This window comes from Enterobacter sp. A8 (assembly GCF_004296595.1).
Classification (GTDB): domain Bacteria; phylum Pseudomonadota; class Gammaproteobacteria; order Enterobacterales; family Enterobacteriaceae; genus Enterobacter; species Enterobacter cloacae.
The window spans coordinates 401,451-414,263 of record NZ_SCMF01000001.1 but is presented as its reverse complement, the minus strand read 5'-3'; the positions used below and the strand labels follow the sequence as shown (position 1 = coordinate 414,263).

The following is a 12,813-nucleotide window of genomic DNA, read 5'->3' as shown; positions in this document are numbered from 1 at the left end:
TTTTCAGATTTATTTCGCGCAGAAAGGCGCGGCTTTTTTCAACTCAAATCGGGTAATTTTGCGGCAGCGTTTTTTTCTACTCCAATAAGCGTCATGAGATTATCAACAGCGGAGGCGTAATTAATTGCCGCGCTCCAGCCATCATATTCAGCCATTATTTTGGCAGACGTGGCCTGCCAGACATCCTGTTCTACGCTGAGCAAATCATTAATGCTCCGCTTGCTCAGGGTGTATTCGTTTTTGTAGACCGCGCGGGCACGTAACGCGTTTTCAAGCTGTAAGCTTCCGGCGGCCATTCTTCCACGCGCGCCGGTCCAGTCTGCCTGCGCGACGGAGGCTTTTTGCAGCACATCAAACCGCGCCTGATCGACCTGAGAGGAGGCCATCGCCCTGGTGCCTTCAGCCTGACGAACGCGTGCCGAAACGGCGCCGCCCTGATACAGCGGTGCATCGATATTGAGCTGGATCTGGTCATCCCAGTAAGCGCGGTTATCCGACTCATAGCGCGTGCGGCCTCCTTTCAGGCTTAACGTTGGCCAGTGCTGAGATTTTGCGGTTTCCACCCCATACTGGGCTGAACGCTCCATATTCTGCGCGGCCATTACCGCCGGTATCAGCGAGTAATCGATCTGGTTGACGGCATTCTGCTCTACGGCAAGCTTCTCAGGGACCGGTGAATAGGCTTCAGCCTGCATGCCCGTCAACACCGCGAGCCTTGCGCGGGCGCTGTTGAGCGCGGCGTTGTACTGCTCAACCGTCGCCTGCATACCGGCGATCCGCGTGCGGGTCTGCAGCTCATCGGAGGTTGAGCTTACGCCTGCATCCGCGCGCAGTTTCGCCAGCTGCTCCACGTTTTTGAGGGCCTGCACATTCTCTTTAGCCGCCTGCAACAGATCGCTATAACGTCTGACCTCCACGTAGCTCAGCGCGGTTTTTTCCGCCACGGCGGTGAGCGTCTCCATCAGCTGATAACGATAGCTATCGCGTCGCGCTGAAGACTGGCTGATGCTGTTATTCGTCTTGCCAAAGTCATAAATGAGCTGCGTAAGGCTTAATCCCCATGCCGCTGAATTTCTCAGTGAACCGCTGGAATCGGTGGTTTGGCTATGGCCCGTACTGCCGTTCAGCGATATTTGCGGCATCCATCCGCTACGTGCTTCATCTATTTGCGCCTGACCAATACCCAATTGTGCCGCCTGCTGGCTGACCGACGGATCGCGATCGATGGCAAAAAGAATACTTTCTTTTAATGTTGTCGTCGGCACCGTGGCAAAACCCAACGCGCCGCTATTGGCATAGGTCGTATTAATGCATGCCGAAATTAACACCAGCACTGCGGATAATCGAACCCACTTATAATTTCGCTCTCTCATCATTTATATCTCCCTGAGTCTGCGAATGGTTTAACCCTTTACCCAAAAAGAGGTATAGATAATCAGAAAAATATTATTAATCCCCCGTACTGAATTTCGGGTAATAGCTCTCCATACCCATTTCCATTAGAGATGAGAGCCGACCTTAGCCTAATATGAATTAAGAATTTGCTTACTTCTTAACTGATTCGCAGCATAACAAAATGTGGTATAGGCAACTACACCCACAATGTTAATGTGGTGTTACAATTAAGAAAAATCATGGGGTTTCTGGACAAACTATTAAAAATGACCTTTCAAATGAAACTAATAAAGTCATTGTTATTTAAGTGAAATTTAAAAATACCCGGATGTACATTTTTGCGTTAATTTCCACGCGCGTCAGACACAAAGATTTTCAAAGAAATGTCAACTTAAGTAGCTTCGCCCTATTTATTGGCATAAAAATCCGTTAAAATTCACTTTTGTGGAATTTTGTTGGTTTAAATAGTTTTTTAATAGACCAACAAACCAGTAAAGCGAAGCTAACTGGTTACAAAATCCAAATAGCGAGATAAAACATCGTTATAACATATTGATTACCCTTAGAAACCGTTCACTTATATTTAATCAATAACAGCTCAATTATCACGCAACTGAACTAATGTGCGGTTGCCCTTTTCTCTGCGACAAAATGCTGTATTATGCGAACTATTGCGACATTTTGCAGGATTGCTGCCATGCACAAAACCGCGCGTCAAAAATATGTGCTCGAGATCATCAGCGAGCAGGGACAGGCCAGCATCACTGAGCTGGCAGAAAAGCTGCAGGTCTCTGCGGATACCATTCGCCGCGATCTCACGGACCTCGAAAAACAAGGGCTGGCGCAGAAGAACCACGGAGGCGCTATCGCGCTCAATCTTTCGGCCATGAATCGCCAGGGCAGAGATACGCTCCTGCCGGCGACCAAACAGCGGCTGGGAAAACAGGTGGCACAGCAGATTCCGCCGGGCTCTACGCTGTTTCTGGATGCGGGCAGTACGGTCATGGCGGTGGCCTCTTTTCTTCAGGGGCCGCTGACGGTGATCACCACCTCGCTAGATATCGCCCACGCTTTTAGCGACCGGGAGGATATCGAACTGATCCTGCTCGGCGGGAAATGGGATCAGAAGCAACGCCTGTTTGCTGGCGGTGCCACCCTCTCCCTGCTTTCACGGTATCGGGCGGATATCGCCATCCTTGGCGCCTGCGCCCTTCATTCATCACTCGGTCTGAGTGCCGGGACGGAAGCCGATGCAGAAGTCAAACGGGCGATGCTTGCCGCCAGCCAGACGCACTGGATCGTCGCAGACCATCTGAAAGTCAACCGCTGTGAGCCGTATCTGGTGTGCGGGTTAGACGAAATTCATCAACTGTTTTTAGATCGTCCCTGGCCTGAGCTTGGGGACCAGAGCACCGTGCCCGTCACGGTTTGCGCTCATTAACGTGGAGAAGGTCATGAGTAAAATGAAGACAATCAACATTGCGCTGATCGGGTATGGTTTTGTCGGTAAAACCTTCCATGCCCCGCTCATCCAGTCTGTGGACGGGCTTACGCTGGCGGTGGTTTCCTCCCGTGATGAGGAAAAAGTTAAGCGCGATCTGCCGGACGTGCAGGTGGTTGCTACCCCGGAAGAGGCCATTACGCACCCGGATATTGACCTGGTGGTGATCGCCTCCCCTAACGCTACCCATGCTCCGCTGGCCACGCTGGCCCTGAACGCCGGAAAACACGTGGTGGTGGATAAACCCTTCACGCTCGATATGCAGGAAGCGCGCGATCTTATTGCCCTGGCGGAGGAAAAACAGCTTCTGCTCTCCGTGTTCCACAACCGCCGCTGGGACAGTGATTTCCTGGGCATTAAGGACGTTATCACACAGGGCACCCTCGGGAAGGTGAAACTGTTTGAGTCGCACATTGACCGCTTCCGCCCGGAAGTGCGCGTGCGCTGGAGAGAACAAAACGTACCGGGAAGCGGGCTGTGGTTTGACCTGGGGCCGCACCTGATCGACCAGACGCTACAGCTCTTTGGTCTGCCTCACTCGGTGCAAGGGAATATCGCGACGCTGCGCGACGGCGCGGAAGTGAACGACTGGGCGCATGTGGTCTTAAACTACCCTGATCATAAGGTTATTTTGCACGCCAGCATGCTGGTCGCCGGGGGGACCGCGCGCTTTACCGTCCATGGAGATAAGGGCAGCGTGGTGAAGGCCCGTATCGATCAGCAGGAAGCCCAGCTGCTGACCGGTATCATTCCGGGAAGTGAAACCTGGGGTGAGGACAGCGACAGTATGGTGTTCTTTGGGGCTGACGGCGCGCCGCAGAACATTACCACGCCGAAAGGCGATCAGCGCCAGTATTACATTAATGTGCGCGATGCTCTGCTCGGGAAGATTGCCAATCCGGTTCATCCTGTCGAGGCATTAGCGGTGATGGCGGTACTGGAAGCGGCGGTGAAATCGTCAGAGACCGGGTCAACCCAGGGACTGGCGTTAACGGCTGAAGAGCGTGCTCTGCTGCAATAAAAAAACGGGTTTTGTAGGCCGGGTAAGCGCAGCGCCACCCGGCGAGAAAGGCGGCAAAAGTGTTGAGGACTATTGCCGCTTTTTCGGCATCATGCGCAGCAGCGTATTATCTTTCCAGAAATAGTGATGCATCAGCGCCGCCGCTGCGTGCAGGGCAATGACAAAATAGCCGAGGTTCGCCAGCGTCTCGTGCCACTCTTTTAGCCCATCAGCCAAATCAAAGTTGGATTCCGCCGCGTGCGGCATGGCGATGCCAAAGGCAAACCAGTCGTTTCCACGGTTATACATCATCACCAGGCCAATCAGCGGCAAAGCAATAAACAGCAGATAAATCACCAGATGCCCCAGATGCGAAAGGCCTGTGATCATCGCTTTCGGTTTCGGCTCAATCGGCGGCGCGCGGAACTTCAGGCGCACCAGCAGACGTGTCACCATCAAAACCAGGATAGCGATCCCGCATGAGACGTGGATCATATTGATCACCGGTCGGTCGGTACGCGGAAAGAAGCCTCTGAACTCCATGGCGCAGTAGGCGACGATAACTAACAGAAACACCAGCCAGTGAATGCCGATTTGCAGGCCTGTATATTTAGTGCGCATGTGATTTTCCGATAAAAAACAGTTACCGCGCCAACATAACGACCTTTCCTTAAAAATTCATTAACTTTTCTGTATGGATTTTCAAATACTTCCCGGGGCATGAAGCATCTTCAATTGCTGCCCCGCCCCTCATGGTCTAAGCCTGGATAAGTTCAAACTGTCGCATCGACACGTTTACAGGAGAAAACCATGAGTAAAATTGGCATTAACGGATTTGGACGCATTGGACGCCTGGTACTTCGTCGTCTTCTTGAAACCCAGGACAGCAACACCGTCGTCGCCATCAACGACCTCACCTCTCCCAAAGTACTGGCTTATCTGCTCCGGCATGATTCTAACTACGGCGGCTTCCCGTGGAGCGTGGATTTCACCGAAGACGCGCTGATTGTGGACGGTAAAACCATCGCGGTGTACGCCGAGAAAGAGGCCAGACATATCCCGTGGAAAGCCGCTGGGGTGGATATCGTCGTGGAATGCACCGGTTTTTATACGTCGGAAGAAAAATCCAGAGCGCATCTGGATGCTGGCGCCAAAAAGGTCCTGATCTCCGCGCCAGCAGGTGAGATGAAAACCATTGTGTTTAACGTTAACGACGACACCATTGACGCCAGTGATACCATTATCTCTGTCGCCTCCTGCACCACCAACTGCCTCGCCCCGCTGGCAAAAGCCCTGCACGATGCTTTTGAGATTAAAGTGGGCACCATGACCACCATTCACGCCTATACCGGTACCCAGGCGCTGGTGGATGGTCCGCGCGGGAAAGATCTGCGCGCCTCACGCGCGGCGGCGGAGAACATCATTCCCCACACCACGGGTGCTGCCAAAGCGATTGGCCTGGTGATCCCGGCACTCAGCGGCAAACTGAAAGGTCATGCCCAGCGCGTACCGGTGAAAACCGGCTCGGTAACGGAACTGGTCGCCATTCTGGGCAAAAAGGTCACCGTTGAAGAGGTGAATGCCGCACTGAAAAAAGCGACACAGGGGAATAAATCCTTTGGCTATACCGATGAAGAGATTGTGTCGTCAGATGTCATTGGCTCACACTTTGGCTCGGTGTTTGACGCCACTCAGACCGAAGTGACCGAGGCGGGCGAACTGCAACTGGTGAAAGCCGTCGCCTGGTATGACAACGAGTATGGCTTTGTGACGCAGCTGGTGCGCACGCTTGATAAATACGCCGCACTTTAATAACGCTGACGGGTGGTCATACCATCCGTCGCTCTCCCTTACCGCATGGCTTACTCTTCATCATCTGTTTTCCAGAATAAAATTATTCACGAAATTTTTGAATCACACGTTAATTATCATTAGAACTTCTAAAATGAAGTTTTAAATATGCTTGCTTTAATTTCATAAACACTCCCAATAATATAAATCACAAGACAGGCAAGCGGTCTGTCAAAACAAATACCCCCTATGAAATTGTTAAGGAACAACAATGAAAAAAGTTATTTTGGCTTCATTAATTGCACTGGCCAGCGCATCAGCTTTCGCAGAACCTACCGCTGTATTAAAAGTACACGGAACGTTGACCAATGCGGCGTGTACGCCTTCTATCGGCAACGGCGGGGTCATTGATTACGGCTATATTCGCCTCGGAGAACTTTCTGCACTGGAAAATAATAATTTGGGACAAAAACAGGTACCTGTCACCATTACCTGTTCTTCGCCAACCAAAGTGGGCTTTACCATTCTTGATAACCGTAGCGACAGCAACGCGCGGCTGCCGGTTGATATCGGTAAAAACTTAAACCAGTCGGTGAAATATTATACTTACGGCGTGGGTACCACGTCCGAAGGCGTAAATATTGGTGACTACGGCATGTGGATGACGGATGTCACGGCAGATGGCAAAGTCGTAGACCCGATTGTCAACAACCACGACTGGAATCCTGATATCTGGAAAAAAAGCGGTATTCCGCGTAGTGATGCGTTCCAGACCGTCGCCTTTGCTGATACAGGGACCACCGCACCGTTGGCTATCACCACAGCTAACTTTAACTTTGTTACTAATCTGACGATTCGTGACACTACTGCGCTGGCGATTACCGACGATACTCCTCTCGACGGTCAGGCAACGATGACCCTGGTATATCTCTAATCCTATAATTTGCTTATACCGGTTCAGCGTAACCCTGAACCGGTACTTTTCCCCGTTATATTCACACAACAAATAAAAAGCCTTCTTTTATTTGTCGCTTTCGCATATCTTTAGTTTTTCTACAAAATAAATTCAACTTTAATAAATATACCAAAAACTCAATACTCAATATTATTTCCGCCAGGTGAATGGGAACGCCATCGCTGCGTTCACTTATCATTCCCGCATGTCTTATATTCATGAAAAGGAAAAATCAAGGATGAAAAAAATCATTCTGGCTACAGCCATCGCATTGAGCACCACATCAGCTTTTGCAGCCGGAACTGCTGTTATTAAGGTTAAAGGTACATTAACCAACGCAGCATGTACTGCTGAGCTGGGTAACGGCGGTGTTATCGATTACGGCTTTATTCGTCTCGGTGAGTTATCCGAAAACTCACATAATCAACTCGGTCAGAAACAGATACCTGTGACCATAAATTGCTCTGCGCCAACCAAAATAGGTTTCACTATCACCGATAATCGCAGCGACAGCAACGCACAACTTCCTGTTGATATTGGGAAGAATAAGAATATTACAAATAAATATTATACTTATGGCGTTGGTTTCACGAACGACGGGAAAAAGATCGGTAACTACGGCATGTGGATGACCGGTACCACCGCAGACGGTAAAACTGTAGACCCTATTGGGCATAACCACGACTGGTCCACAACAAGCTGGAAATATTCCGGTATTCCACGCAGCGATACTTTCCAGACCATCGCCTTTGCTGAAACCGGCACCACCACCCCATTGGCTATCACCACGGCTAACTTTAACTTCGTGACCAACCTGGTGATTTGGGATACCTCCACCCTGGCCATTACCGACGATACCCCACTGGACGGCCAGAACACCATGACGCTGGTTTATCTGTAATTTTTCGCGCTTTGTTCAATACCGGGTCAGCGGCAAACGCTGGCCCGGTATTTTTTTGCGTCCACATTCACAACAGGGATCGGCTTACCAACGCATCGGTCAAAATGACATCGTTGCGTAAGATATTCCACGCCGCCTCGATCTCATCAGGTATCTCCACATGGGCAATAAAATCACGTCCTGCCGGACCGTAACCGTTAACATCGTCGCGAAGGCGCGGCAGTTCACCCAGCACCAGCGACAAATAGCGTTCCACCGGCCAGATCCCTTCTCCGGAATCGCTGAACTCCAGCCCATCGTCGCCGTTTTGCAGGACGGGCGTAAAGCCCGCGTGGCTCACCCATTCCGGCGATACGGGTTCGTCCCGACACACGCGGGCGAACGTTGCCATGGTGCGGCGCTGCATGGTTGGATCCTGCACCACCAGCACCCTTTCAGGGGCAAACTGATGGTGCTTCATTAATTCGCGGCTAAAGCGGGCGTTCTCCCCGCAGTTCGTTGACTGATCTTCCACCCACACCCGGTCTGCCGGGATCTGCCAGAATTGACGGGCGATATCCGCCAGGATGGCCGCCTCTGCCCGGCCCGTGGTGGGAATGGTGTGATAGCGCGGATGTTTCGCAATCGCGGCATAGAGAAAAGTGGTGGAGTGTCCGATGCCACCGCTAATGATCATGGGCACCCCCTGCTCCGCCGCCAGACGGCAGGCAGCTTCGATGGTTGGAATGACGGCATTCCCCGCCAGAATCACCATATCCACGGACTTACCCGGTTGCAGGTCATCCTGCGCCAGCCACTGCCCAACCGTGTTTACGGCACTGAGCGTGCTGCCGGGCAAACAGGGAAAAATTGTCGGTATCATCATAACCTCCTTACAGCATTTGGATTAGCGTACCGCACTTGTCGCATCAAAACAGGCGTTGATTCCTAAAGTGCCAGAGATAAGGCCGCTCTTTTTCCTAAAACTTTCAGTTCAACATTTGATTAACATGCGTAAATCATATTCACTTGTATTATGTTTTACGGCAGACGTAGAATCGCCAGCCTGTTAATTCTTCCATTTTATCAAAGGTAAACGACGTTATGCGCCTGCCCGAACGCGACCCTTATGCTCCTCGCGAGTGGCAGCCACACGAGAAACCCGCCCTGCTGGGTTCCCCCTCCACGCCGGAGCACAGCACGCCAAAGCGGATTGCCTATGGCGTTGTCGGTCTGCTGGTTTGCCTGACGGGCGCCCTGGGGAATGCGGTAGTCACCGCCAACCTGCAAAATTTGCAGGGCACCTTTGGCGCCTGGTCAACCGAGATCGCCTGGCTACCGGCGGTCTATGTAATGACCAATATCTCCATTAACCTGCTGCTGGTGAAATTCCGCCAGCAGTACGGTCTGCGCGCCTTCACCGAAGGTTTTCTGGTGCTGTATGTGCTGGTCACTTTTTTCCACCTGTTTGTCAACGATCTTAGCTCGGCGCTGATGGTGCGCGCCGCGCACGGGATGGTGGCCGCCGCGCTCAGCTCGCTGGGCATTTATTACCAGATCCAGGCCTGGCCGGCGAAACACCGCCTGAAGGCGTTGACCATTGGCATCACCGGCTCGTCACTGGCCATTCCGCTGGCGCGACTCTTTTCAACCGAGCTGTTGCAGCTTGATGAGTGGCGCGGGCTCTATTTCTTCGAGCTGGGGCTGGCCCTCATCTCGCTGGCGTGCGTGATTGCGCTGAAACTGCCGCCGGGCGATCGGCGTAAGGTCTTTGAGAAAAAAGACTTTATCACCTTCTTTTTACTGGCACCGGGGATGGCGCTGCTGTGCGCGGTGCTGTCGCTGGGCCGTCTGGACTGGTGGTTTGAAGCGCCGTGGATCGGCTGGTCGCTGGCGCTCTCGCTGGTGCTGATTGTTTCCGCCATCGTGTTTGAACATAACCGCACTAACCCGTTGCTGAACACCCGCTGGCTGTCGAGCGGCAGTATTGTGCGCCTTGGGTTGATTATGCTGCTGATCCGCATCGTGCTGGCCGAGCAAAACACCGGCGTCATCGGCTGGCTGCAGTACGTGGGGTTACAGAACGAGCAGATGACGCACCTGGCGTGGTCCATATTTGCCGGGATCGTCTGCGGGATCGTCACCAGCTGTCTGACCATTAAGCCGACCAAACTGGCATGGCCGATTATCACCTCCCTGGCGCTGATGATTGTCGCCTCGCTGCTGGACAGCCAGTCCAACAACCTGACGCGCCCGGATCAACTGATGCTCAGCCAGTTCCTGCTGGGCTTTGGCAGTGCCTTCTTCCTCGCCCCCGCGATGCTGGCCGCCATTGGCGGTGTGATCGCCGACCCGCGTAATCTGGTGAGCTTCTCGGTAATGTTTGGTATGAGCCAGAACCTCGGCGGCCTGCTGGGCTCGGCTATTCTCGGTACCTTCCAGACCTGGCGCGAAAAGTATCACTCCAGCCTGCTGGCGGACCAGCTCACCACGCTCAATCCGCTGGTTAACGAGCGGATTCAGCTTTATACCCAGATGTACAAAAGCCTGATTGGCGACAGCGCCCTGCTGGGCACGCAGGCGATCACCCAGTTGCAGACGGTGACCGCGCTTGAGGCAAACATTCTGGCTTACAACGACACCTATTTACTGACCGCGAGTATTGCCGCGGCCACGCTGGTCTGGATTTTATGGCGCTTGCTGCGCCTGCGCATCACTGCCCGTATGGCGCTTAAGAACGCCACCGGCAACAAATAATTGAAATATTTCTGGAGAGTTTATGAGTCAGCAGGATGCCGCCAAAGAGCAGGCCAACACCCGCAAAAATGTGCGCATTGTTTCCGTTTTCACCGCCGCGGCAATCGGTATTGTCGGCGTGCTGGTGATCCTTTACGCGTGGCAGCTCCCGCCGTTCACCCGCCACGCGCAGTTTACCGATAACGCTTACGTGCGCGGCCAGACCACGTTCATCAGCCCGCAGGTAAATGGCTATATCACCGAGGTGAAGGTACAGGATTTCGCGCAGGTTAAAAAAGGCGAGCTGCTGCTGCAGATCGATGACCGTATCTATCGCCAGCGGGTACATCAGGCCGAGGCGCAGCTGGCGATGAAAATTGCCGCCCTGAATAACAATCTCCAGCAGCGTAAAAGCGCTGAAGCCGTCATCGCAAAAAATGACGCTGCGCTGAAAAATGCCCGCGCCCAGAGTCTGAAAACCCAGGCGGATTTAAAGCGGGTGAAAGATCTGACGGCTGACGGATCGCTCTCCATCCGCGAACGCGACGCGGCGCTGGCCAGCGCGGCCCAGGGCAGTGCCGATATTGAGCAGGCCAAAGCGACGCTTGAGATGTCGCGCCAGGATCTGCAGACGGTGATTGTGAACCGCGGTGCGCTGGAGGCGGATGTGGAAAACGCCAAAGCGGCGCTGGAGCTGGCACAAATCGACCAGCAAAACACCCGCATTGTGGCGCCGCGTGACGGCCAGCTGGGGCAGATCGCGGTGCGTCTGGGCGCGTATGTCACGGCCGGGACCCATCTCACCACCCTGGTACCGCCGCAGCACTGGGTGATCGCCAATATTAAAGAGACCCAGCTCGCGGAGCTGCGCGTGGGCCAGCCGGTGAAATTTACCGTCGATGCGCTCAATAACAAAGCCTATCAGGGCCGCGTGGAGAGCATCTCCCCGGCGACCGGCGTCGAATTCAGCGCCATCACGCCGGATAACGCCACCGGGAACTTTGTCAAAATCGCCCAGCGTATTCCGGTGCGTATCGAAGTGCTGGGTAAACCTGAAGAGTCAGCACTGCTACGTCCTGGCATGTCGGTACAGGTGACCATTGATACGCGGGAGGCGAAGCAATGACCCTTCGCCCGCTAGCCAGCCTGCTGGTTGCCGTGCTGCTTACCGGATGCCAGTCGGTGGATGTAAAACCTGCCCAACCGTCACTGCACATTCCTGCCCAGTGGCGGGCGGCATCCGGTCCCGCCAGCGCGCCTGAACAACTCTGGTGGCGAAATTTTCACGACAACAACCTCAACCGCTACGTGGATCAGGCGCTGAAAAATAACAGCGACGTGCTGATCGCCCGCGAACGGACCAATGAGTATCAGGCAAGAGTCTATGCCGCTGACGGCAGCCTGTTTCCGTCGCTGGATGCGGGCGTAACCGGCACCCGCGCCCGGACGCAATCGGCCGCCACGGGGTTACCGGTATACAGTACGCTGTACAAAGGCAGCCTCACAGCCAGCTATGATGTGGATATCTGGGGCGTCAACCGCAGCACGGCCAATGCCGCGCAGGCCTCGCTGGAGGCGCAAAAAGCCGCCGCCGCTGCCGCAGATTTAACTGTCGCCTCGTCGGTGGCCTCCGGGTATGTCACCCTGCTCTCGCTTGACGAACAGCTTCGCGTCACCGAATCCACGCTGAAATCACGCGAAGAGGCATTTAATCTTGCTAAACGGCAGTTTGAAACGGGCTACAGTTCGCGCCTGGAGCTGATGCAGTCTGACTCTGAGCTGCGGGCCACCCGGGCGCAGGTGCCACTGCTGCAGCATCAGATCGCGCAGCAAGAGAATGCCCTGAGTCTGCTGCTGGGCAGTAACCCGGGCGAGGTGGCGCGCAGTGAAAGCTTCAGCACGCTTACCCCGCTCAGGCTGCCTTCACAGCTGCCGTCATCGTTGCTTAACCGACGACCTGACATCGTTCAGGCGGAGCGTCAGCTTATTGCGGCCGATGCCAGCCTTGCCGCCTCGCGCGCCAGCCTGTTGCCGTCGATCAACCTGACGGCGACCGGATCGATTCAGGATCGCACCCTTTCCGGCCTGCTGGACAACCCGTTACAGCTCTGGAGCGCAGGCGGCAGTATTCTCGCCCCGCTGCTGAACCGCCAGGCGCTGAATGCGCAGGTGGATATCTCCCAGTCGCAGCGTAATCAGGCGCTGTACGCCTATGAGAAAACCGTGCGCAATGCGTTTGCCGAAGTGAACAACAGCCTTGACGCCATTACGCGTTATCAGGAACAACTTAGCGAACTGCTGGCCCAGCAGGAGGTGGCCCAGGAGACGCTGCGCATTGCGCAGAACCGCTATCGCAACGGCTATTCATCTTATCTGGATGTGCTCGACGCACAGCGTACACTTTACTCGGTGCAAACCAACGTGGTGCAGGTGAAAAATAACCTGCTGCTGGCGCAGATTGATTTGTATAAAGCGCTGGGCGGCGGTTGGGTCAATGTCTGAAGGCGCTTAACGGGCCTGGATTTCGTCACACAGGCCGGGTAAGGCGCAGCCGC

Annotated in this window: 11 protein-coding genes; 8 read left to right on the top strand and 3 right to left on the bottom strand. The window is 54.0% G+C overall.

Annotation, left to right across the window (positions count from 1 at the left end; translation table 11 throughout):
* Window positions 1-38: 38 nt before the first annotated feature.
* Window positions 39-1,376, bottom strand: coding sequence for a TolC family outer membrane protein (locus EQV24_RS02035; RefSeq protein WP_013096692.1), 1,338 nt, complete (start codon window positions 1,374-1,376; stop codon window positions 39-41).
* 716 nt (window positions 1,377-2,092) lie between these two features.
* Between EQV24_RS02035 and EQV24_RS02030 the strand changes: the two genes are divergently transcribed.
* Both EQV24_RS02030 and EQV24_RS02025 read left to right on the top strand, forming a co-directional pair.
* On the top strand, window positions 2,093-2,836 hold the full coding sequence (locus tag EQV24_RS02030; RefSeq protein ID WP_130626088.1) for a DeoR/GlpR family DNA-binding transcription regulator: 744 nt from the start codon (window positions 2,093-2,095) through the stop codon (window positions 2,834-2,836).
* 13 nt (window positions 2,837-2,849) lie between these two features.
* Window positions 2,850-3,917 (top strand): oxidoreductase, encoded by a 1,068-nt coding sequence (locus EQV24_RS02025; protein WP_038419367.1) that lies wholly within the window; start codon window positions 2,850-2,852, stop codon window positions 3,915-3,917.
* A gap of 69 nt (window positions 3,918-3,986) precedes the next feature.
* On the opposite strand, the gene cybB is transcribed toward EQV24_RS02025, so the two are convergent.
* Window positions 3,987-4,517 (bottom strand): cytochrome b561, encoded by a 531-nt coding sequence (gene cybB, locus EQV24_RS02020; protein WP_038419366.1) that lies wholly within the window; start codon window positions 4,515-4,517, stop codon window positions 3,987-3,989.
* Between the two features lie 189 nt (window positions 4,518-4,706).
* Here cybB and gap point away from each other — a divergent pair, with 189 nt between their 5' ends.
* The 3 genes from gap to EQV24_RS02005 all read left to right on the top strand — a co-directional run bounded on the left by gap (window position 4,707) and on the right by EQV24_RS02005 (window position 7,543).
* Window positions 4,707-5,708 (top strand): type I glyceraldehyde-3-phosphate dehydrogenase, encoded by a 1,002-nt coding sequence (gene gap / locus EQV24_RS02015; protein WP_013096696.1) that lies wholly within the window; start codon window positions 4,707-4,709, stop codon window positions 5,706-5,708.
* Between the two features lie 250 nt (window positions 5,709-5,958).
* Window positions 5,959-6,621: a DUF1120 domain-containing protein gene (locus tag EQV24_RS02010; protein ID WP_013096697.1), complete on the top strand. Its 663-nt coding sequence runs from the start codon at window positions 5,959-5,961 to the stop codon at window positions 6,619-6,621.
* 259 nt (window positions 6,622-6,880) lie between these two features.
* Window positions 6,881-7,543 carry a DUF1120 domain-containing protein gene (locus tag EQV24_RS02005; protein ID WP_130626087.1) on the top strand — a complete coding sequence of 221 codons (663 nt, stop codon included), beginning with the start codon at window positions 6,881-6,883 and terminating at the stop codon, window positions 7,541-7,543.
* A gap of 67 nt (window positions 7,544-7,610) precedes the next feature.
* Here EQV24_RS02005 and EQV24_RS02000 read toward each other — a convergent pair whose 3' ends face one another.
* Window positions 7,611-8,405, bottom strand: a complete 795-nt coding sequence (locus tag EQV24_RS02000) for a YdcF family protein (RefSeq protein WP_130626402.1) — start codon at window positions 8,403-8,405, stop codon at window positions 7,611-7,613.
* 221 nt (window positions 8,406-8,626) lie between these two features.
* On the opposite strand from EQV24_RS02000, the gene EQV24_RS01995 reads away from it, so the two are divergent.
* Genes EQV24_RS01995 through EQV24_RS01985 form a run of 3 tightly spaced genes read left to right on the top strand, consistent with a single transcriptional unit; the run spans window position 8,627 to window position 12,760 of the window.
* Window positions 8,627-10,279 (top strand): MFS transporter, encoded by a 1,653-nt coding sequence (locus EQV24_RS01995; protein WP_095907795.1) that lies wholly within the window; start codon window positions 8,627-8,629, stop codon window positions 10,277-10,279.
* Window positions 10,280-10,301: 22 nt separating this feature from the next.
* Window positions 10,302-11,384 (top strand): HlyD family secretion protein, encoded by a 1,083-nt coding sequence (locus EQV24_RS01990; RefSeq protein ID WP_048972435.1) that lies wholly within the window; start codon window positions 10,302-10,304, stop codon window positions 11,382-11,384.
* Window positions 11,381-12,760: an efflux transporter outer membrane subunit gene (locus EQV24_RS01985; protein WP_130626086.1), complete on the top strand. Its 1,380-nt coding sequence runs from the start codon at window positions 11,381-11,383 to the stop codon at window positions 12,758-12,760. The genes EQV24_RS01990 and EQV24_RS01985 overlap by 4 nt, the downstream gene beginning before the upstream one ends.
* The last annotated feature ends 53 nt before the right edge of the window (window positions 12,761-12,813 follow it).